The organism is Pseudomonas sp. PvP001, from assembly GCF_040546375.1.
Taxonomy (GTDB): Bacteria; Pseudomonadota; Gammaproteobacteria; order Pseudomonadales; family Pseudomonadaceae; genus Aquipseudomonas; species Aquipseudomonas coleopterorum.
Window position 1 is genome coordinate 3,619,966 of record NZ_JBEPNQ010000001.1, and the last position, 21,445, is coordinate 3,641,410.

A 21,445-nucleotide genomic window follows, 5' to 3' on the forward strand; every position below is an offset into this window, starting at 1 on the left:
TCATGATGCGAAAAGCCCTGTTGTTGTGCTCGCTGGCCCTGTGTTGGCAGCCTTCTGTTCATGCCAGTGAAGGCCGCCTGCTGGCCACCGGCGGTGCCAGCAGTATCGACGGGGCTGCGGGCGGCGGCATCACGCCCTGGGCGGTGCTGTCCGGTTACGGCGAAGAAGGCGAGTGGGGTGCAACGGCGTTCGCCACGCGCGTGGACCTGCCCGACTATCGGCTGGACGTGGCCGGCATGGCCGCCAGCTATGGGAATCGCATCGAATTTTCCTATGCCCGGCAACGCTTCGACCTGGGCTCACTGGTGCACAAGCTGGGGCTGCCCGAAGACAGCCTCAGCCAGGATGTGTTTGGCGTGAAAGTGCGTCTGTTCGGCGATCTGATCTACGACCAGCTGCCGCAAGTGGCGCTGGGTCTGGCGTACAAGCGGCAGAAGGATTTTCTCATCCCCAGTCTGGTCGGCGCGCAGCGTGACGAAGATGTCGAGGGCTACCTGACGGCCAGTCGCCTGTTCATGGGCGCGGCGTTCGGCTACAACCTGCTGATCAACGGCGGTGTGCGCTACAGCCGCGCCAACGAACTGGGCCTGCTGGGTTTTGGCGGCGACCGGCGTGACAGCCGCAGCCTGCTGAAAGAAGGATCGGTGGCTGTGCTGTTCAACCCGCGCTGGGCGCTGGGTGTGGAGTACCGGGAGAAGCCGGACAACCTGTCGTTCGCCGGTGAAAGCGATTGGGCGGATGTGTTCCTGGGGTATTTCCCCAACAAGCATCTGGCGATCGTGCTGGCCTATGCGCGGCTGGGTGAAATCGCCACGCTGGATAACCAGAACGGTACCTACCTGTCCGTGCAGGGGAGTTTCTGAGATGCGCCTTCATGTGATGGGCATGGCCCTGTTGCTGGGTGCTTGCGCGGGCCAACAGCAGCCAGCGCGTGACGACAGCCTGTACCAGGCACTCGGCGGCAAGCCGGGGATCAGTCGTATCGTGGAAGGGATGTTGCTGAACGTGGCCCGGGACGAGCGGATCGTCGCGCACTTTCGCAACGTGAACATCGAATTGTTGCGTCGGCAATTGATCGACAGGTTCTGTGTCGAGGCGGGTGGGCCGTGCACCTACACCGGCGATGACATGGCCGAGGCGCACAAGGGGCAAAACATCAGCCGCAGTGAGTTCAATGCGCTGGTGGAGGATCTGATCAAGGCCATGGAAGCGCAGGGGGTCCCGGTGCCGGCGCAGAATCGGCTGCTGGCCAGGCTGGCGGCGCAGCGGGGGGAGGTGATTGAGAAGTAGGGGGTGTCAGTGAAGCCCTATTCGGGGCCCTATTCGCGGGCAGAGCCCGCTCCCACAGGTTTTGCTTCATACCCAGCTATGTGGGAGCGGGCTCTGCCCGCGAATAGGCCTCCACTGACCCCCTCAAAAAAAACGGCTCCCGAAGGAGCCGTCTTACGTTACGCCAGCATCACTTGCTTTCAGGCAATGCAAACGCCATCACGTAGTCACCCTGCTTGGTGCCCAGCGAGCCATGCCCGCCGGCAACCACCACCACATACTGACGACCATCCTTGCCGGTGTAGGTCATCGGGGTGGTCTGCGCGCCCGCTGGCAGGCGGCCTTCCCACAGTTGCTTGCCGTTACGGATGTCGTAGGCACGCAGGTACTGGTCAAGCGTACCGCTCAGGAACGACAGGCCGCTGGCAGTGGTGAACGTACCACCCAGGCTTGGCACGCCCATGGTCAACGGGATCGGTACAGGCGAGCTGTCGCGCACGGTACCGTTCTTGTGTTTCCAGATGGTCTGGTGCGTGGTCAGGTCGACCGCGGCAACGTAGCCCCAGGCCGGAGCCTGGCACGGCAGGCCCATCGGCGACAGCAGCGCTTCTAGGATCACGCCATAAGGTGCGCCCTTGTTCGGCTGCACGCCTTCGGTTTCGCTCTTGCGACCCGGGCCGCCGGCCACTTCTGCAGCAGGCACCAGCTTGGAGCGGAAAGCCATGTAGCTTGGGTTGACGAAGGCCACCTGGCGTACCGGGTCGACCGACAGGCCACCCCAGTCGAACACACCGAAGTTGCCTGGGTACACCAGAGTGCCCTGCAGCGAAGGCGGTGTGAACGGACCTTCATAGCGCAGCGACTTGAAGTCGATCCGGCACAGCATCTGGTCGAACGGCGTCACGCCCCACATGTCGCGCTCTTGCATCACTGGCGGCATGAAGTTGAGGTCGGACTTGGGTTGGGTCGGCGAAGTATGGTCGCCTTCCACCGCGCCCTGCGGCACCGGTACTTCGTGGATCGGCACGATCGGCTCGCCGGTCAGGCGGTTCAGCACGTAGATGCTGCCCTGCTTGGTCGAGGCCAGCACGGCAGGCTTCACGCCATCGGCGGTCTTGAGGTCCATCAGGGTCGGCTGGCCGCCGACGTCCATGTCCCACAGGTCGTGGTGGGTGAACTGGTAGGTCCACTTCACATGGCCGGTGTCGATGTCCAGCGCGGTCAGGCCGGCGCTGTATTTTTCCGACTCGGGGGTACGGTTGCCGCCCCACTGGTCAGGCATCTGGTTGCCCATGGGCAGGTACAGCATGCCGTTCTTTTCGTCGACGCTGAACATGGACCACATGTTCGGCGAGTTGCGGGTATAGGTCTGGCCAGGGGCAATCGGCGTGGTGTCGTCGGGGTTGCCGCTGTCCCAGTTCCATACCAGGTGACCATCGTGCACGTCGTAGGCGCGGATCACGCCCGAAGGCTCGTCCACCGACACGTTGTCGGTCACGTGGCCGCCGATCACGACCAGGTTCTTGGTCACGGCCGGTGGCGAGGTGGAGTAGTAACCGCCGGCAGTGAATTCGCCGATGTTGGCGCGCAGATCGATCTGGCCTTTGTCACCGAAGTCTTCGCACATCTTGCCGGTGTCGGCGTTCAGGGCGATCAGACGGGTGTCGGCGGTCGGCACGAAAATGCGTTTCGGGCAGGCAGTCGGCGCAGCCGCAGGTGCGCCGGCGTCGGTGACCGGGCTGGCGGCAGCGTAGGCTGCGTCATCGTGATACGACACGCCACGGCAGGTCATGTGCGCCCAGCCCTTGAAGTTCGGCGCGTTCTGCGTGCTGATCTTCGGGTCGAAACGCCAGATTTCCTTGCCGGTGTCCGGGTCCAGGGCGATGACCTGGCTGTGCGGCGTGCACACGTACAGCATGCCGTTGACCTTGAGCGGAGTGTTTTCCGCAGTGGTCTCGCCCGGATCGTTCGGGCCGGGGATGTCGCCGGTGCGGTAGGTCCAGGCCGGGGTCAGCTTGCTGACGTTGTCCGGGGTGATCTGTGCCAGGGGCGAGTAACGGTCACCGTGGGCGCTGCGGCCATAGGAGTTCCAGTCGCCGTCCGGCATGGCCGGCGCGGTGTTCGGCATGTTGGCGGTTTCACGGTCCAGCTCGCCCTTGATTTCACCAGGGTTGGTGAACTGGCTGGCCAGTGCGCAGAGACCGGCCAGGACCACGGCGATGCTCAACGCAGCCGTAGCCTTGGGTGCAGGCTGGCGCAGCAGTGGCTTGCGGAACCAGGGCAGCAGCAGGACCACGCCCAGGGCAAACCACAGGGCCAGGCGTGGCACCAGTTGCCACCAGTCCAGACCCACTTCATACAGCGACCAGATAGTGCTGGCGAACAGTACTGCTGCATACAGACCGATCGCCGAGCGACGGCCTTGGAGCAGCAACACGCCGGTGAAGCCCACGCCGATACCGGCGATCAGGTAGTACAGCGAGCCACCCAGAGTGGCGAGTTTGATACCGCCGGCCAGCAAGGCCAGGCCCATCAGCAGCATTACGATACCCAAGATATTGGGCAGTAGACGCGACCGACGCGGTGCACCGTCAGTGCTCATAGTGAAGAATCTCCATTGTGTTCGTGCGGTTTTTTAATATTCGAATGTCAAGTTTGGATTGTTTACAGATATTGCGAGTCACGTTTAGTTTCAGAATGACGCTTGAATCTTCAGTCCGCCGATCAGTGCATCGTCGATGTGACTGACACCGCCCGGATGACGGATGTATTGCAGGTTCGGGCGCAGCACCAGCCAGTTGGTCATGTGAACCCCGTAATAGAGCTCGGCGCTGTACTCGGTGTCCTGGATCGGCAGGTAGGCGGCATTGTTGTAGTCGCTCACTGCAAGAGTGCGGTTATGCCACTCGGCGTTCTTGCGATAGGCCGGATTGACATGAACGCGGGCCACGGCAAAACCGATGTCATCGCGAGCGCGCGCATCGAACAGGCCTTTGTAGACGATGCCGCCTTGCACGTAATTGTCGATGGCGTTGGTTTTCTTGTCGTGCACGGTGGCATTGGCGAACACGCTCAGGCCGCGCGAGTTGTCGCTGGCGACGCTGGTCAACTGCTGCTGGGCCCCCAGCCAGAAACCGTGGCGGCTGGATGCGCTGCGGTAGTCCTGGCCGGTGATCGCGGCAGGCTGACCGCTGCGGTCCTTGTAGACGTCGTCGGCGTCCGCCGTGCTGTAGTAGTAGCCAGCGCGGTACTCGCCCGGCAGCCCGGCGAGGGTCGGCTTCCAGATCAGCTCGACCGGCAGCATGGCGCCTTCGGTACCGCTGCCGCTGAGTTTGAAGCCGTTGTCGTTTTCCAGGTTCGAAGGGTTTTGCTCGAAGATGCCGACCTGGGCGTACAGCTCGGGCGTGATGTTGTATTTGACGCGCAACGCCCATTGGCTCACCGGCCAGTTGTACCAGACACTGCCCACCCAGTTACCCACTTGCGAGCCACAGAACGCCAGGTTCTGGAAGTCGCACGGGAAGCTGTTGAACTCTTCGCCTTCACCGAAGCGACCGGCCTTGATGTCCAGGCGCTGGTCGAAGAACTTCTGCTGGTACCACAGTTGGGTAATGCGCGTGATGTTGCCACGCCCCCAGACTTCCTGAGCCGAAGTGAAACCGCCGACACGCGGATCGTTGATCCGGTCATTGCTGATGTTGTCGCCGTTACGGTCGGTCAACGTGAGCTGAAACTCGGCGTCGTGCCAGCCGAGGATCTTCGCCAGGTCCATGTGCACGCCCAGCGCGAACTGGTCGCTGTAGCGTGTGGCGTGGTCATGGTCATAGCCGCCGTGCAGGTTGCTGCCGACTTCGCCGGTGTAGTCGAGCTTGAAGTCGTAACCTTTGGCGGACAGGTCGCCGCGGGTGCCATTCCAGTCGCCGAACATGAAGGGTGACTGGGCATCGAATGCGGGCATGGCCAGGACGTCCGGGGCGGCGCTCAGGGTACTTATGGCCATTAAAGCGGTGAACGGCAAAAACGCCCGAGGGCGTGAAAGGGCAGTTGAAGGCATTGGAAAAGAGTTCTTCTGGTAAGTCCGAAGCTGTTCGAGAAGCGCTTCGTTATTTTTCGAAAGTTAAACGTTTCAGTTTGTTGCGGCGGGAGGATATAGATCGAGCACGCGGTTTTAAAGCCGGGTTTGGGAGAGGGTCAGTTGCCGAAACTGCAACAGTGCGACGCTCTGCCGCAGGCGTTGCGCGTGATGGAACGATGCAGCGCGCGAAGAAAACGCCTGGTGCCGACCAGCCTGTCGCCCAATAAAAGCTTTGCGCAACCGTGCCCGTTGGTTAAGGTGCGCACCTTCTGCCCCGCCGTTCCTGGAGCCTGGCATGCATGAACCCACACACAACCCCCTGCACGGCGTGACGCTGGAGCAGATCCTCAATGCGCTGGTGGCGCATTACCAATGGGAAGGGTTGGCGCAGCGTGTCGACATCCGCTGCTTCAAGAGCGATCCGAGCATCAAGTCGAGCCTGACCTTTCTGCGCAAGACACCTTGGGCGCGGGAAAAGGTCGAGCGGCTCTACGTGCAATTGCAGCGCGGCAAGCGTTGATCCGGGCCGAACGCCCTCTGGTCGCGCTCGCGGCGGCCGCTACCTGGTTCGCCCTGGCGTTGCAGTTGTACCTGGTGCTGTGGTCGCGCTGGCAGATCGAAGCGAGTCTGCTCGGAGGGCTGGTGCATTTCTTCAGCTTCTTCACCATCCTCACCAATACCGCAGTGGCCGGCGTGTTGACTGCCCACGTGTCGAAGCGCGATTCGCTGTGGCGTCGGCTCTGCCTGCGGCCGGCGGTGAGCAGCGGGGTACTGGTCAGCATCGTGGTGGTGGGTGTCGCCTATAGCCTGTTGCTGCGCAACCTGTGGCAGCCCGAGGGCTGGCAATGGCTGGCCAACGAGTTGCTGCACGATGTGCTCCCCGTGGCGTTCGTGGTGTATTGGGCGTGCTGTGTGTCGAAAGGCACGCTGCGCCTGCGGCACGTGGCGGGCTGGGCGATCTACCCTGTGGTCTACTTCGCCTACCTGTTGCTGCGTGGGCACAGCATCGGCGTGTATCCCTATCCTTTTCTGGACGTCTCGAAACTGGGCATGGGCCAGGTATGGCTGAACGCACTGGGAGTGCTGCTGGCCTTCATCGGCTGCTCTGTGCTGGTGCTGGTGGTGGACCGCTGGTGGGGACGCGCAGGCGCGCGCTAGGCGCCCGCGCAAGTACCCCAGGCGACGGCCTCACTCGCTGTCGTCGCCCTCATGACGCCAGTAGCCGGCGGCCTTGATCTGCTCCTCGCTCAGCTTGTGGTCGTCCAGCAGCACGCGCCGCAACTTGCGTGACAGCCCGGCCTCGGTCGCGATCCAGCCATAGACCACGCCGTCGGGCAGGCGCAGGTCCTTGACGGTCTGCAGCAGGTCGCCCTGGTGCCGGTCGACCCAGATCACGTCGAAGGCCGCCGCGCTGTCGAACGACTGCTGCTCCTGAGCGTTCTCCACTTCGATGACCAAGAGCGCGCGGCGGTTGCCCGGCAGCTCTTCCAGGCGTCGAGCCATGGCCGGGATGGCCGTTTCGTCGCCGATCAACAGGTAGGCATCGAACACATCCGGTACGTGCATCGAACTGCGGGGACCGCCGATGTGCAGGAATTGCCCCGGCTCGGCCTGGGCCGCCCAGGTGGCCGCGGGACCGTCGCCATGCAGGACGAAGTCGATGTCCAGCTCGCCAGCCGCAAGGTCGATGCGCCGCGGGGTGTAGTCGCGCATCTCGGGCTTGGCGCCTTCGGGCGTGGGCGCACCGAGCACCATGGTGTCGAGCGCCGCCTGCTGCTCAGGGGTGGTGGCGAACATCAGCTTGATGTGGTCATCGCAGCCTTCGCTGACGAAACCGGCCAGCTCCGGACCGCCGAGGGTGATGCGCCGCATGCGCGGAGTCAATTGCGCCACACGCAGCACCTGCAGGCGGCGACGTTTGATCTCGTGCATGACGCGCTGAATACCGAACGGATTTTCTGCCTTCATTGCGAGGGGCTCCTGGGCCGATAGGGGGCTATCGATATAGCTTATTACGCGGCCACACGCGAGTCGATGAATTCGCAGTTCCGTTCAACGCGCCGCCTGCAAAGGCGCATTGCACTGTGTATGAGCCCCCGGCTGCAGGTAGGGCGTCAGGATCGGCGCCATGCCCTTGAGCACCTGCACCGGCAGCGCCGAGGTGAAGCGAAAGCCCTCGGCGGCCTTGCCCGGTACGAAGGCGGTCAGGGTGCCGAAATGGTTTTCGCCGATGAAGAACACAAAGGTCGCGGTACGGTTGATCGCCTTGGAGCTGATCACCCGGCCTCCGGCGCCGAAGCTTGCGATGCGGTTGTCACCTGTGCCGGTCTTGCCGCCCATCACCAGCGCAGTGCCGTCATCGGTCTTGAAACTGCCCGACACGCGCCGTGCGGTGCCGGCATCCACCACCTGCGACAAGGCTTCGCGCATGGCTGCCGCGACCTCGGCAGGCAGGACCCGCTTGCCACGGTCCGGGTCACTGATCACCCGTGTGTCATAGGGGGTGTCGGCGGCGAAATGCAGGGTGTCGATGCGCACGGTGGGCAGCTTGATGCCGTCGTTCTGAATGATGCCGATCAGCTCGGCCAGCGCTGCAGGACGGTCACCCGAACTGCCGATGGCGGTTGCCAGGGAGGGCACCAGATGATCGAACGGATAACCCACGCGCTGCCAGCGCTGGTGAATATCGGTAAAGGCTTCGATCTCCAGCATGGTGCGGATGCGGTTATCGCGGGCGCGCTTGTGGCGGCTGTTGAACAGCCAGCCGTAGACTTCCTGACGCTCGAAGCGGCTGGCCGCACTCGCTTCGCCGAAAGTCGCCTCCGGGTGATTGAGCAGGTGGCCCAGCAGCCACAGGTCCAGTGGATGGACTTTGGCGATATAGCCTTGATCCGGCAGGTTGTAGCGGCCAGGGCCATAACTGACGTACATCTCGTTCAGGCGCTTGTCGGTGACGCTGTCGCTCTTGCTGTGCTCGCGCACAAAGCGATCAAAGGGTGCCTGCGTCGCGTTGGGGTACAGGTAGCGGTGCACCGCGGCCAGGCGCTGCGGGGTCGGGCGCATGCCGTCGAGAAAGGTTTCCAGGCGTTGTTCGGTGGTCTTGCGCTGGTACTTCTTCCAGAACCGCTTGAGGAATTCGGTGCCTTCGCGGTCGGCGAAGCGTGCCAGGTATTCCTGCCGACGTGGGTCGTCGTCGTCCTTGAGCAACTGCCCGCTGTTACCTGGAGCCGAATAGGTGCTGTAGCGCACCAGGTCGCGCATCAGGCGAATGAAGGGCAGGTTGATGGACTCCTGCAGCGCTTCCTTGAGCGTAGGAATGCGGCCGTTGTCCTCGCGGCGGAAGTTGCCGAATGTGTGAATCCCGCCGCCGGTGAAGAAGCTTTCGGCGGGGCTTGCCGAATACTTACGCTCCAGGGCTGCGGCGAGCAGCGTCCGTGCGTCCATGCCCGGGTTCTGGATCAGGGTATCGAGCACCCAGCGCGACAGCCGATCGGCGTCCTCGATCTTCACCTGGCGCAGTTGCGCGGGCGTCTGCCCGGCATAGCGTTCATGCAGTTCGTGGATGATTTCCAGGTAGGTGGTCAGCACACGCATTTTGGCGGTCGAGCCCAGCTCCAGTTTGCTGCCTTCGTTGATGTCGAATGGCTGGTCGGTGTTGTCGGTCTGTACCCGCACGCGCGAGCCGTCAGCCGTGCGCTCGAAGAGGGTGAAGCTGTAGCTCACTTCACGGGTGCTCGCCGGGGTCAGCAGGCGCTCGCCGATCAGGCCGATCTGCTGGGCAAAGGCCGGGTCGGCGAGGTGGCGCAGGTAGTCGCTGGTCTGTTTCTGCAGGTCGGCATTGAGGGTCGTGGTGGCTGAAAGATCCAGACGGTCGAGGTCGTACAGCGGCCGGTCGAGCATGGACGACAGGCGATTGCGCACCACGCTGATGCCCTTGTTCGACTCGTTGGGTTGCCAGGTCGGCTCCTGCACCCAATCGCGGTAGATGACCTGGCTGGCCAGCGCGGCGGCTGCCAAGGTCGGATCGACGATGCCGTTGGCGGCGAGCAGGCGAATGTGACTGTCGGTCAGCTCGGCGAGGTCGTCATGGCCCTTGTTGAGAAAGTACGACGGCCGACGCTGGGCGATCATCAGCGACAGCACCTGACGCAGGGCCAGGCCGCGCGCGGCTTCGCTGGCAGGGTCGGTGGTGGTGCTGGCAAGCGCGCGGTTGACCTGCTCGAAATCGGCGCCGTACCAGACGCGCAGGCCTTCGGCCATACCGTGTACTTCGCCGTGGCCGGGCACCGCCGACAGCGGCACGCTGTTGAGGTAGTCGCGCACGATGCGCTGACGCGCTTCCAGCGTCTGCGGACCGTCTTGATAGGCCCGCACACTGGCCGAAATCATCTGGCGGATCTTCTCCGGCCCCGAGCCGGTAAGCCCGTCGGGCGAATGGCGGTACTTTTCCAATTGCGTAGCCAGGGTACTGCCACCGGCCGACTGCCCAGGCAGCGCGAACATCCGCGCCACTTGCGACCAGGCCGCCTTGGCGAAGCGCGGCCAATCCACCGCCGGGTTGAGCAGCGGCTCGGGGCTGTCGAGCAGGCCGCGGTTTTCGATGAACAGCAGGCTGTCGACCATTACCGGTGGTATCTGGGCGAATTCGGTATAGAGCTGCTGCGGGTAGCGATACAGGTACAACGGATCGCCCCGGCAATCGGTGATCACCAGCCCGGCCTGGGATTTTTCCTGGTAGGGCACGAACAGGTCATGCCCGGCATAGCTCATCAAGGCCGGCGAGAACTGGGTCTGCCGTTCGATCACGTAGTTGCGCTTGAGCAGGCGCGGCAGGAAGTCGCCCAGCGCGCTGTAGCCCAGGCGCTTGTCGAACGGGCCGGCACCCGGGTAGACGATTGCCTGGCTCGGTCCCGGCTGCACCTCATAGGTCAGCGAGTTCGCCCAGCGACTGAACTCGCGCGCCTGCAGCCGCGAGGTGCGCATCTCGGCATACATCGCGTACGCCAGCGCGGCGATCGTGATCACTACCAACAGCCAGAACAGACGCCGCCACAGGTGACGTTGACGTGGGCTATCTGGCAATGGCGACGGATCAGGACTGGCAGCCTTGGCTGCAGTCTTGTCAGGTTCGGTTTGCCACAGGACGCCCATAGATATTCACACCGGTCACGGAAAATTCATCGCACCTGGAGCAAGTCTAGACGCTAGAGCGGTCGCGTGAAAAAAATGTGAAAACCAATGTATCGAATCGTGCGAGAAGGTTTTGCGTGAACAAGCGGGCCCGGGCAGGCCCGCAGGGGTATTCAGCGCAGCATGTCCTTGACCAGCCGGTCCTGCTCGATCAGCTCCCGCTGCCGAGCGTCGATGCGCGAAGCGAGCTGGAAGTTGTCCGCAGCACGGCGCTTGGCCAGGTCCAGTTGCTGGATGGCCTGGTCGAACTCGCCGACCAGTGCGAAAAACTCGGCGCGCGCCTGATGCAGGCCAATGATATTGCCATTCTGCCCGCGGGTTTCAGCCACCAGGTACCACACGTCCGGGTCGTCCGAACGGGTCTTGAGCAGGTTTTCCAGCGCTTTCTCTGCATCGGCCATGCGGTTCTGCTTGAGCAGTACATCGACCCGCTTCTGGTTGATTGGGTAGTTGCCCGGGTACTGCGTCAGCAGCCGGTCGATGCGCTGTTGGGCGTCGGGAATGCGGTTGTTGGTGATGTCCAGGTCGACCTGCGCCAGGTTGACGGTGATATCGTCCGGCTGCTTGGCCAACAGCAGCTTGAGATTTTCACGCGCCTCGTTCAGTTGCCCAGCCTTGATCTGGGCCAATGCCAGACCGTAGCGCGCAGGCAGTGCGTTGGGGTTGTCATCCAGTTGCGCGCGAAAGCGTTTGGCCGCCAGCCCCGGCGTTTCCTCGTAGTACAGCTGCACTCGGGCGCGCATCAGCTGGTACCACAGGCTGTCTTCCTTGCCCCCTGGGGCGGCCTGCTCGGCGCGGTTGCGGGTGTCGGCGATACGCGATTCGCTGACCGGGTGGGTCAGGAGGAATTCCGGCGGCCGGGCATCGAAACGGTACTGGCGCATCAGCCGTTCGAACATGGTCGGCATGTTGCGCGGGTCGTACCCGGCCTTTTCCATGTTGATGATGCCGATGCGGTCGGCCTCCTGCTCGTTCTGCCGAGAGAAGCGTCGCTGCTCCTGAATCGCCGCCGCCTGGCTGCCGGCAATCGCCGCGATGCCGGCATCCCCGGCACCCGAGGCGGCAATCACGATACCGGCCAGCAACGCCGCCATCATCGGCAATTGCATGCGCTGCTGAGCCTCGACGCCGCGGGCGAAGTGGCGTTGCGACAAGTGCGCCAGTTCGTGGGCCAGCACGCCGATGTACTCGCCCTCGGTTTCGGCATTGAAGAACAGCCCGCCGTTGACCCCAACGATGCCCCCCGGTGCCGCGAAGGCGTTGAGCTCCTTGCTGTCGATCAGGATGAATTCCAGGCGCCGATCGTTCAGTTGGCTGGTCTCGGAGAGGCGATACACGCTGGTCTCGACGAAATCCTTGAGCAACGGGTCATTGAGCTGCTTGACCTGGCCGCGCAACAGGCTCAGCCAGGCACGACCCAATTGATGCTCCTGCTGGGGCGAGACGATCGCCGAGCTGGCGTCGCCAAGCGAGGGCAGGTCGCTGGCGTGGCCGGGTAGCGCCAGCAGGCAGGCGAGGGTCAGCAGGGTAGGGCGCAGAAAGGGCATGCACTGAGCTCGGCAGATGAAAGGCCCTACTGTAGCCGCCCCATTCGGCGACCACCAGAGGCGGCAACCTTGGGTTATTCTGTCGCGCCGCAGTCTGCCGGGATTCACCGCAGCGCCACGGCACCCTTTGGCTGGAGAAGATATCGATGAACGATGTGCCCGAATGTGACGTCGAGCTGGACACCAGCGGTCTTAATTGCCCGTTGCCATTGCTCAAGGCCAAGCTGGAACTCAACCGCATGGCCAGTGGTACGGTACTGAAGGTGATCGCCACCGACGCCGGCTCGCAGCGCGACTTCCGTTCGTTTGCCACCTTGGCAGGTCATGCGCTGTTACACGAAAAGGCGCTGGACGGGGTCTACTCGTATTGGTTGCGCAAGGCCTGAGCCACCACCCTGGTAGCTGGGTCATTCAAGGGAATTTCAATGTTCAAAGTGCTACGCGACTGGATCCAGCGTTACTTTTCCGATGAGGAGGCCGTCATTCTGGCGGTGCTGCTGGTGCTGGCGTTCACCGCCGTCCTGACCTTGGGCGGGATGCTGGCACCCGTGCTGGCGGGGATGGTGCTGGCGTTCCTCATGCAAGGCCTGGTCAACATTCTGGAGCGCCTGCGGGTGCCTTCCGGCGTGGCCGTCGGAGCGGTATTCGCGCTGTTCATGGGCGCGCTGGCGCTGTTCATGCTGGTGCTCGTGCCGCTGCTCTGGCACCAGGTGATCACCCTGTTCAACGAGCTGCCCGGCATGCTCGGCAAGTGGCAGTCGCTGCTGTTGCTGCTGCCCGAGCGCTATCCGCACCTGGTCAGCGACGAGCAGGTATTGCAGGCCATCGAAGCGGCCCGCGGCGAGATCGGCAAATTCGGCCAGTGGGCACTGACTTTTTCCCTGTCCAGCCTGCCTCTGCTGGTCAACGTCATGATCTATTTCGTGCTGGTGCCGATCCTGGTGTTCTTCTTCCTCAAGGACCGGGTGATGATCGGCCGCTGGGTCAGCGGCTACCTGCCGCGCGAGCGTGCGCTGCTGACTCGGGTGGCGCAGGAAATGAACCGGCAGATCGCCAACTACATCCGCGGCAAGGTCATCGAGATCTTCATCTGTGGTGTGGTGACCTACATCGCGTTCGTTGCACTGGGGCTGAACTACGCCGCCCTGCTGGCGCTGCTGGTGGGGTTGTCAGTGGTGGTGCCCTACGTGGGGGCGGTGGTGGTGACGGTCCCGGTCACGCTGATCGCGCTGTTCCAGTGGGGCTGGGGTGACCAGTTCATCTACCTGATGGTGGTGTACGGCATCATCCAGACCTTGGATGGCAACGTGCTGGTGCCGTTGCTGTTCTCCGAGGCGGTGAACCTGCACCCGGTGGCGATCATCTGCGCGGTGTTGTTGTTCGGCGGGTTGTGGGGGTTCTGGGGCATCTTCTTCGCCATTCCCCTGGCGACCCTGTTCAAGGCCGTGCTGGATGCCTGGCCAAGGCAGGAGCCTACCGTCGCGCCGATGCTCTGAGACCGCGGTGCGGGCTTCGCGGGCAGAGCCCGCTCCCACAGGTGATCCTGTCTGTAGGAGCGGTCAGCGGCCGCGAAGGGGCCACCGCCGATATCAACCCTTGCTCAACGCCTGGGCCGCTTCCAGCACACTCTGCACATGCCCGGGCACCTTCACGCCACGCCATTCCTGGCGCAACACACCGTCCCGATCGATCAGGAAGGTGCTGCGGTCCACGCCCAGGTACTCCTTGCCATACAGCTTCTTCAGCTTGATCACATCGAACAGCTGGCACAGCGCCTCGTCCTTGTCGCTGATCAGCTCGAAGGTGAAGCCCTGCTTGGCCTTGAAGTTCTCGTGGGATTTGAGCCCGTCGCGCGACACACCGAACACCTCGGTGTCGGCGGCCTTGAACTGCTCGAGCAGGTCGCGGAAGTCCTGGCCCTGAGTGGTGCAGCCCGGCGTGCTGTCCTTGGGGTAGAAATAGACCACCACCTGGCGGCCCTTGAGCTCGCTCAGGCTAACGGTCTGGCCGCCAGTGGCCTGGGCTTGGAAATCGGCAACAGGTTCATTGAGAGCGACAGCCATCGGTCAATCCTTACATGGGGTTCTGTGGGCGCCAGGGTTCGATCAGCGCATCCAGGTTCAGCGCATCGGCGAAGTCCAGGAACTGGTCGCGCAACCAGCTGATCTGCACACCGGCGGGCAGTGTCACGGTGAACGTGGCATTGAGCATGGTGCCACCGGTCTGCGGCGCCTGGTAGGTGTCGCAGGTCAGGTTCTCGAGCTCGACGTTGTGGTCGATGAAGAACTGGCACAGCTCGTTGATGATGTCGGAACGATACGCCGAGCTGACATAGGCCACGTAAGGCAGCGCCTGCGGGCGGCTGTCCAGGGTGGCGCTACGCACTAGGCTGACGGTGAAGTCGTGCTTCTTGGCCAGCGAGCTCAGGCCGGTTTCCAGGCGCGCCAGGGCGTCCCAGTTGCCCGATACCTGCAGAACCAGGGCGCTGTATTCGCCATGACGGGTCAGGCGCGAGGTGGACACCGAGCAGCGGGCGTCGTGGGCCGCGCGGCACAGTACATTGGTCAGTTCCATGGGGTTGCGGCCCAGGGCGCTGATGACGAGGAATTGTTCGCGAACTGTGGGGGTGGACATGCAGCATTCCTAAAGCGATGAGCGGTCGGCAGCTTGAAGGGGCCGAATGACTGGTTCAAGGCCTGCGCCGTACCTCGTGCGAACCTGCGCTGACTGCCCGGCAACGCCCGCAGATACGGGGTGACACCAGGTGACAAGGCTCAGGGACGGGGTTCGAAGCGCCGTTACGGCAGGCGATGACCAGGCAAGAAAGGCAACCCCTGCCGATCAAAGTCTGAAAGGGTATAGAAAAGCGGCGCGAAGGGGAATGCTCGCGGCGTGGTACTTCGCTTGTGCAAGGTGGTTGGCGCCAGTACCATTACCGCTCTCTTTTTCCGGCAGGAGCGGTTGCATGATTGCGGGCAGTATGGTGGCACTGGTCACACCCATGGACGCCCAAGGGCGTCTGGACTGGGACAGCCTGAGCAAGCTGGTGGACTTCCATCTGCAGGAGGGCACCCATGCCATCGTCGCCGTCGGCACCACCGGCGAGTCGGCGACCCTTGATTACGAAGAGCACATCAAGGTCATCGAGCACGTGGTCAAGCAGGTGAACGGGCGTATCCCGGTCATCGCCGGCACCGGTGCCAATTCCACCCGCGAGGCCGTCGAGCTGACCCGCAATGCCAAGCGCGCCGGCGCCGACGCCTGCCTGCTGGTGACCCCGTACTACAACAAGCCGACCCAGGAAGGCCTGTACCAGCACTTCAAGCACGTCGCCGAAACCGTCGACATCCCGCAGATCCTCTACAACGTTCCCGGTCGCACCGCCTGCGACATGCTGGCCGACACCGTCGTGCGGCTGTCCAAGGTGCCGAACATCATCGGCATCAAGGAAGCCACCGGCAACCTCGAGCGCGCCAAGGACATCATCAGCCGTGTCGACAGCGATTTCCTCGTGCTGTCCGGTGACGATCCGACAGCCGTCGAGCTGATCCTGTTGGGCGGCAAGGGCAATATTTCGGTCACTGCCAACGTCGCCCCGCGCGCCATGGCCGACCTGTGCAACGCGGCGTTGAACGGCGAGGCGGAACTGGCCCGCGCCATCAACGACAAGCTGATGCCGCTGCACAAGAACCTGTTCCTGGAAGCCAACCCGATTCCGGTCAAATGGGCGTTGCACGAAATGGGCTTGATGCCCGAAGGCATTCGCCTGCCGCTCACCTGGTTGAGCGCCACCTGTCATGAACCGCTGCGGCAGGCCCTGCGCCAGTCCGGCGTCCTGGTTTAATTGAGGAAGTAAGACGCATGAAGCGATTGGCTGGCCTTTCTGCCCTTGCCTTGGTCATTTCGAGCACCAGCGGTTGCGGGTGGCTCTGGGGCGAAAACGGTTATTTCCGCGATCGTGGCAATGATTACCTCGAGGCGACCCAAACCGCCCCGATGCAACTGCCGCCCGGCGTGCAAACCGACAAGCGTCTGGATCCGCTGCTGCCGATCCCGCGCAACGTCGCCGACGACAACGCCAAGGCATCCGAATTCGAAGTACCGCGTCCACTGCCCTTGCAGGTGGCGGCCCAGGCCAGCGATTTCTCGCTGCAGCGCAGCGGTGACAACCGCTGGATCCTGGCCCAGCGCGCACCTGCCGAAGTCTGGCCGATCGCGCACCAGTTCTTCGAGGACAACGGTTTCCGCATTGCTGAGGACCGCCCGCAGACCGGCGAATTCACCACCACCTGGCAGCGCTTCGACGAGCTCTCCGCCTCCATGGCGCAGCGCCTGAGCGGTGCGACCACCTCCGGTGAAAGCGAAACCCGCGTGCGCGTGCGCATCGAGCCAGGCGTGCAACGCAACAGCAGCGAAATCTACGTGGTCAGCGTCGAGCGTCCGGGTGGCAGCACCAGCGAGCCCGATTTTCCCCGCACGTTCGGTGAACACGGGCCTGGATTCGATTCTGGTCGACCAGATGCTCGCCAGCATGACCCGCGACTCGGAACGCGGCGGCTCGGTGTCTCTGGTTGCCGCGCGTGATTTCGACGCGCCCAGCCGTGTGGCCATGAGCGAAGACGGCAGCGGCAACCCGGTGCTCAACGTCGGCGCCGACCTGGACCGTGCCTGGTCCAGCGTGGGCCGTGCCCTTGAACAGGGCCAGTGGCGCATCGAAGACATCAACCGCAGCCTGGGCCTCTACTACATCAACCTCGCCGAGTCCGCCCAGCGCGCCGACGACAAGCCCGGCTTCTTCAGCCGCGTGTTCGGCAATGCGCCGAGCAAGGAAGAAATCGAAGCCCGCGCCGAGCGTTACCAGGTGCGCCTGAGCAAGGTGGGCGACACCGTTCAGGTCACTGTCGAGAAGAACATCAACACCGTGGCCCCGGCAGACGTTGCCCGCCGCGTGTTGGGTGTGATTCAAGACAACCTGGGTTAAGCGATGCGTTTTGCCGTTCTCGGAAGCGGTAGCCAAGGGAATGGCACGCTGGTCAGCAGCGAAGACACGCACGTGCTGGTCGATTGCGGTTTCTCCCTGCGGGAAACCGAACGTCGGCTGGCCCGTCTGGGCCTGAGCGCTGCGCAATTGAGCGCCGTGCTGGTGACCCACGAACATGCCGACCACGTGCATGGCGTGGAGCTGCTGGCGCGGCGTCATGGCGTGCCCGTCTACATGAGCCAGGGCACCGAGCGCGGTCTGCGCAAGCCGGTGCCGGTGCGCAGCCATGTGCGCTGTGGCAACGTGCTGGACGTCGGGGCGTTGCGCATCGAAGTGGTCTCGGTGGCCCACGACGCTCTGGAGCCTACCCAGTACGTATTCACCGACGGCAAGCGCCGCTTCGGTCTGCTGACCGACCTGGGCTCCCATTGCGCCAGGGTTCGCGACCACTATCAGGGCCTGGACGCCTTGATGATCGAAAGCAACCATTGCCGCGACATGCTCGCCCGTGGGCACTACCCTTATTTCCTCAAGCAGCGCGTCGGCGGTGACTGGGGCCATCTGAACAATCACCAGGCTGCTGGCCTGGTGGAACAGTTGGGCTGGAAGAACCTGCAACACCTGGTGCTGGCCCACCTGAGCAGCAAGAACAACCTGCCGCAGCTGGCTCGGCAGTGCTTCGTCGACACCCTGGGGTGCGACGCGGACTGGCTGCAAGTGGCCGATCAAGATTCAGGGCTCGACTGGCGCCACATCGCCTAGCGTCCCAAAGGGGCGCCTAGCCCATACTTTTAGCAAGCGGAGCCCATCATGGAAAAACGTGAAGAACTCTACCGCGGCAAAGCCAAGTCGGTGTACAAGACCGACGACGCCGACCGCTTGATCCTGCTGTTTCGCAACGACACCTCGGCGTTCGACGGCAAGCGCATCGAACAGCTCGACCGCAAGGGCATGGTGAACAACAAGTTCAACGCCTTCATCATGCAGAAGCTGGAAGCGGCGGGCATCCCTACCCAATTCGACAAGCTGCTGGCCGACAACGAAGTACTGGTCAAGAAGCTCGACATGATCCCGGTCGAATGCGTGGTGCGCAACTACGCCGCCGGCAGCCTGGTCAAGCGCCTGGGCGTCGAAGAGGGCATGAAGCTGAACCCGTACACCTTCGAGCTGTTCCTCAAGGACGACGCCAAGGGTGACCCGTTCATCAACGAATCCCACGTCGTGGCCTTCGGCTGGGGCACCGCCGAGCAACTGGCGAAGATGAAAGAGCTGTCGCTCAAGGTCAACGACGTGCTGACCAAGCTCTTCGACGACGCCGGCCTGCTGCTGGTCGACTTCAAGCTCGAATTCGGCGTGTTCAGCGACGGCTCCATCGTCCTGGGCGACGAATTCAGCCCCGACGGCTGCCGCCTGTGGGACAAGGACACCCGCAAGAAAATGGACAAGGACCGCTTCCGCCAGGGTCTGGGCGACGTCATCGAAGCCTACGAAGAAGTGGCCAACCGCCTGGGCGTGCCGCTGTAACACCGCTGTAGACGCGCAAGCGCCTGAATTCGCAAATTATTTTGCATAAGGGGCTTCGCGTTTGGCGCAGACGCTGGTATGATTCGCGCCGTTGGAGAGATGCCAGAGTGGCCGAATGGGACGGATTCGAAATCCGTTGTACCTTCACCGGTACCTAGGGTTCGAATCCCTATCTCTCCGCCATAAATGGAAACCCCTGTAAATCAATGATTTACAGGGGTTTTTTATGTTTGTTGTACTACCTTTCCGCGCCTTTTTGGTTTTCCTTCCTGATGCCCTCCCGCACACTCTGCCTGTGCCTGTGCCTGTGCCTGTGCCTGTGCCTGTGCCTTGCCATTGGCTAGCGGTTCCTTTCATGTCCCGACGGATTGACGGCAGAACACAATTATTCTGCTGTGATGGCATTCTGAGGCTATGTAGAATGAGGTCATGTAGCCATCACCAAGGAAGGGATCCATGCCATATACGAAAATGTTGTTGTGTCTTGCTTGTTCGCAAAAGCCGGGGGGGTTCTGTGTTGCGGGGAAGGAAGTCGTTCCAGAGCGTGGCTTAGCGGGGTGGGTCCGCCCAGTCAATGCTGGTGCCCATTCGGCTATCACGCTGGATCAGCGCAAGTACCCCAGTACCTATTACGCTGTGAAGCTCGATCTCATTCGAATTGAATTTGAAGGTGAAGACAGCACGTGTTTTCAGGCTGAAAATCACTTCGTAGCTGCCAGGCAGTGGACGCTAGAAAAAAAATTCAAACCTGACGTGTTGCGGCAGGTCGTTGATAATCCGGACGGGCTTTGGTTGACAGGATGCGACTCGACTCGACATGGCCTCAATGATCGTGTGCACAAGCGGAAGCTGGCGTACCCAACGACGTCCCTCTATCTGATCGGGGTTGGGCGGATCAATACGATAGTTGAAACTGCCTGCGACACAGGAAAAAAGAAACTGCGCGGTGAGTTTGAATACTGCGGGGTTACGTATCGACTGTGGATCAAGGATGTGCAATGGCAAAAGAAATATGCTAGCTTTGATGATGGCGAGTATTTGGAAGATGTAAGTTTTCTAACTATTAGTCTTGGTGTGATTCACACGGATGGTTACGCCTACAAGCTGATTGCAGCGGTTTATTGAGGGGGGGGAATGAAAATTTCGACAATTGGTTTTACGGAAAAAAAAGCAGAGCGGTTTTTTTCTTTGCTAAAACTTTCGGGAAGTAAAAAGCTCATTGATGTTAGGCTTAATAATATTTCTCAGTTGTCGGGGTTCGCAAAAAAAGATGACTTGAAGTATTTTCTCAATGAGATTTGTAATATCGAGTACAGTCACATTCCCGACTTGGCTCCTACTAAAACTATTTTGAAACCATATCAGCAGAAAGAAATAACTTGGGACGCATACGCTGAAAAATTCATGGAGTTGATGGCTAGTCGGCGTATTGAAAAAGGATTGTCACCTTCTGACCTAGATGATTCTTGCCTTCTCTGTAGTGAGCATCTGCCGCACCAGTGCCACCGAAGCCTGGTGATAGAATATTTAAAGAGTCAATGGCCAGGTGTTGAATTGCATGTTACACACTTGATATGAGTAATAATGTTTTTGTCGTCTATCCGGCGGACTTTCTATCGTATGATAAATTCGAGCGAAAGCTCACTCGTATTTTTGGTGGTAGAAAATTTGTGGTTCGGTGTTTTGAAGATGCGAATGGTTTTATCGAAAGATTTTGCTCGAATAAATCAATTGAATTTTTAATTATTGAACTGTGGGAAAAAGCAATCCTTGGTTGTACTCATGCTGTTTTTTTTGAGGATAGAGATGAATATTTTTCAATAAAACAAATTGTATGGGGTATGGATATTCCTTATCGTACCATCGACTTGGAGTTGACCAAGGTGGTCAACAAAGATCGTGGTGATGCTTATGATGCATATATTGGGCGTGGAACAATATGGGGTAACCCATATCAGATCGGATCAGATGGTGATCGCGATGAGGTTATAAGAAAATTCAAGTACGATTTCGAGAATGGTTTGCTCAAGGTGTCGGCTGATTTTGATAACCAAATGTCTCTTATCAAAGGAAAACGTTTGGCTTGCCATTGCAAACCTGCTGCTTGTCATGGTGATGTGATTGCGGCATATCTCAACTCCTTGGATGATGGTAAGTGATGCTGTCATCTCCCAAGGGGGGCGCAGTGCTTTGTATCAAACGAAGTCGCGATAAGGTCTGCTTGCTTGGCGGGAATCATAAAGCAGCTTGAATTGACTTATACGACGTCTGTGGTCGATTATGTTCAGCCTGACGCCGCTGGCATCTATGACGCAGCGAGCTAGACCCTGGGCGGAAAACTTCTCAATGTTTAGTTTTCATTGGTTATGTGATAGCGTGTGATCCAGTTACCCCTTGTTTTCTCCTCCTACATTCGGCTTTCCAATCAGTAGTGCCGGGCCTTCTGCCGTGAAAGCTCGTTGTGTATGATTATTATATAAAATATATTTATGTGCTTCCTTCTCATGGATGGTGGCCGTTATGAGTGTGATGCGGTGGGTTAGTTTATTTTGCAATGATGATGGGCTCATGAAAAAGCATGATGTACCATTTTGAAAATATATAGAATGAGGATTCACGTTTTGAATTTCGATGACTGAAGATTACGGTAGCCTACAAAAGCGTCTACAGGGGTTACCCAGCTCTACACTGTAAATTTCGTACGTTTGAGATCTTAACCGATATTAGGTGTCGGGTGATTGGTCAAGTTGAAGCTTTGCTTAGTTGGCATTCGAGGATAAATGTTATTTGATTCGACAGTCATTTCCCGCAACGAATTAAAGTTGAACATAAGCTTAAAAATAAACTGATGTCCGCTTT

General features: G+C 60.7%; 19 protein-coding genes, 1 tRNA gene and 1 pseudogene. 14 read left to right on the plus strand and 7 right to left on the minus strand.

What is annotated here, in order from left to right:
• Positions 1–2 precede the first annotated feature (2 nt).
• Positions 3–863, plus strand: coding sequence for a DUF3034 family protein (locus tag ABMD26_RS16570; protein WP_056843953.1), 861 nt, complete (start codon positions 3–5; stop codon positions 861–863).
• Position 864: 1 nt separating this feature from the next.
• The gene (locus ABMD26_RS16575) at positions 865–1,290 is read left to right on the plus strand and encodes a group I truncated hemoglobin (RefSeq protein WP_354310753.1); all 426 of its coding nucleotides are present in this window, start codon (positions 865–867) and stop codon (positions 1,288–1,290) included.
• A gap of 169 nt (positions 1,291–1,459) precedes the next feature.
• Here ABMD26_RS16575 and ABMD26_RS16580 read toward each other — a convergent pair whose 3' ends face one another.
• Both ABMD26_RS16580 and ABMD26_RS16585 read right to left on the minus strand, forming a co-directional pair.
• On the minus strand, positions 1,460–3,871 hold the full coding sequence (locus ABMD26_RS16580) for a glucose/quinate/shikimate family membrane-bound PQQ-dependent dehydrogenase (protein WP_354310755.1): 2,412 nt from the start codon (positions 3,869–3,871) through the stop codon (positions 1,460–1,462).
• Positions 3,872–3,961: 90 nt separating this feature from the next.
• Positions 3,962–5,269 (minus strand): carbohydrate porin, encoded by a 1,308-nt coding sequence (locus ABMD26_RS16585; RefSeq protein WP_354310757.1) that lies wholly within the window; start codon positions 5,267–5,269, stop codon positions 3,962–3,964.
• A gap of 370 nt (positions 5,270–5,639) precedes the next feature.
• On the opposite strand from ABMD26_RS16585, the gene ABMD26_RS16590 reads away from it, so the two are divergent.
• Complete coding sequence (locus tag ABMD26_RS16590; protein ID WP_049862337.1) at positions 5,640–5,864, plus strand: VF530 family protein; 225 nt, start codon at positions 5,640–5,642, stop codon at positions 5,862–5,864.
• On the plus strand, positions 5,861–6,502 hold the full coding sequence (locus tag ABMD26_RS16595) for a Pr6Pr family membrane protein (RefSeq protein ID WP_354310760.1): 642 nt from the start codon (positions 5,861–5,863) through the stop codon (positions 6,500–6,502). Before ABMD26_RS16590 ends, ABMD26_RS16595 begins: the two co-directional genes overlap by 4 nt.
• A 30-nt stretch (positions 6,503–6,532) precedes the next feature.
• On the opposite strand, the gene ABMD26_RS16600 is transcribed toward ABMD26_RS16595, so the two are convergent.
• From ABMD26_RS16600 to ABMD26_RS16610, 3 genes are all read right to left on the minus strand, one after another.
• Positions 6,533–7,312, minus strand: a complete 780-nt coding sequence (locus tag ABMD26_RS16600) for a siderophore-interacting protein (RefSeq protein ID WP_192068994.1) — start codon at positions 7,310–7,312, stop codon at positions 6,533–6,535.
• Between the two features lie 84 nt (positions 7,313–7,396).
• On the minus strand, positions 7,397–10,495 hold the full coding sequence (locus ABMD26_RS16605) for a transglycosylase domain-containing protein (RefSeq protein WP_354310762.1): 3,099 nt from the start codon (positions 10,493–10,495) through the stop codon (positions 7,397–7,399).
• Between the two features lie 152 nt (positions 10,496–10,647).
• Entirely contained in the window at positions 10,648–12,081 is a 1,434-nt protein-coding gene (locus ABMD26_RS16610; RefSeq protein ID WP_134723454.1) for a M48 family metalloprotease, read from the minus strand.
• 146 nt (positions 12,082–12,227) lie between these two features.
• On the opposite strand from ABMD26_RS16610, the gene ABMD26_RS16615 reads away from it, so the two are divergent.
• Positions 12,228–12,467, plus strand: a complete 240-nt coding sequence (locus ABMD26_RS16615) for a sulfurtransferase TusA family protein (RefSeq protein ID WP_049862331.1) — start codon at positions 12,228–12,230, stop codon at positions 12,465–12,467.
• Between the two features lie 39 nt (positions 12,468–12,506).
• Positions 12,507–13,577 carry an AI-2E family transporter gene (locus ABMD26_RS16620; protein ID WP_056843899.1) on the plus strand — a complete coding sequence of 357 codons (1,071 nt, stop codon included), beginning with the start codon at positions 12,507–12,509 and terminating at the stop codon, positions 13,575–13,577.
• A 93-nt stretch (positions 13,578–13,670) separates the two neighbouring features.
• Here the strand turns inward: ABMD26_RS16620 and ABMD26_RS16625 are convergent, their stop codons facing one another.
• On the minus strand, positions 13,671–14,144 hold the full coding sequence (locus ABMD26_RS16625) for a peroxiredoxin (protein WP_043184985.1): 474 nt from the start codon (positions 14,142–14,144) through the stop codon (positions 13,671–13,673).
• A gap of 10 nt (positions 14,145–14,154) precedes the next feature.
• Positions 14,155–14,715 carry a glycine cleavage system transcriptional repressor gene (locus ABMD26_RS16630; RefSeq protein ID WP_043184988.1) on the minus strand — a complete coding sequence of 187 codons (561 nt, stop codon included), beginning with the start codon at positions 14,713–14,715 and terminating at the stop codon, positions 14,155–14,157.
• 331 nt (positions 14,716–15,046) lie between these two features.
• On the opposite strand from ABMD26_RS16630, the gene dapA reads away from it, so the two are divergent.
• The 8 genes and pseudogenes from dapA to ABMD26_RS16670 all read left to right on the plus strand — a co-directional run bounded on the left by dapA (position 15,047) and on the right by ABMD26_RS16670 (position 20,745).
• Complete coding sequence (dapA, locus tag ABMD26_RS16635; RefSeq protein WP_049862329.1) at positions 15,047–15,925, plus strand: 4-hydroxy-tetrahydrodipicolinate synthase; 879 nt, start codon at positions 15,047–15,049, stop codon at positions 15,923–15,925.
• 17 nt (positions 15,926–15,942) lie between these two features.
• Positions 15,943–17,062: pseudogene (bamC, locus tag ABMD26_RS16640) on the plus strand (NlpB/DapX family lipoprotein).
• A 3-nt stretch (positions 17,063–17,065) separates the two neighbouring features.
• A complete protein-coding gene (locus ABMD26_RS16645; protein ID WP_354310767.1) occupies positions 17,066–17,824 on the plus strand; it encodes an MBL fold metallo-hydrolase in 759 nt (252 codons plus the stop codon).
• Between the two features lie 48 nt (positions 17,825–17,872).
• Positions 17,873–18,586 (plus strand): phosphoribosylaminoimidazolesuccinocarboxamide synthase, encoded by a 714-nt coding sequence (purC, locus tag ABMD26_RS16650; protein ID WP_056843894.1) that lies wholly within the window; start codon positions 17,873–17,875, stop codon positions 18,584–18,586.
• A gap of 93 nt (positions 18,587–18,679) precedes the next feature.
• Positions 18,680–18,769, plus strand: a tRNA-Ser gene (locus tag ABMD26_RS16655).
• Positions 18,770–19,042: 273 nt separating this feature from the next.
• Complete coding sequence (locus tag ABMD26_RS16660) at positions 19,043–19,711, plus strand: dual OB domain-containing protein (protein ID WP_354310769.1); 669 nt, start codon at positions 19,043–19,045, stop codon at positions 19,709–19,711.
• Between the two features lie 9 nt (positions 19,712–19,720).
• On the plus strand, positions 19,721–20,164 hold the full coding sequence (locus ABMD26_RS16665; protein ID WP_354310771.1) for a DUF488 domain-containing protein: 444 nt from the start codon (positions 19,721–19,723) through the stop codon (positions 20,162–20,164).
• On the plus strand, positions 20,161–20,745 hold the full coding sequence (locus tag ABMD26_RS16670) for a DUF4326 domain-containing protein (RefSeq protein WP_354310773.1): 585 nt from the start codon (positions 20,161–20,163) through the stop codon (positions 20,743–20,745). The genes ABMD26_RS16665 and ABMD26_RS16670 overlap by 4 nt, the downstream gene beginning before the upstream one ends.
• Positions 20,746–21,445: the final 700 nt, after the last annotated feature.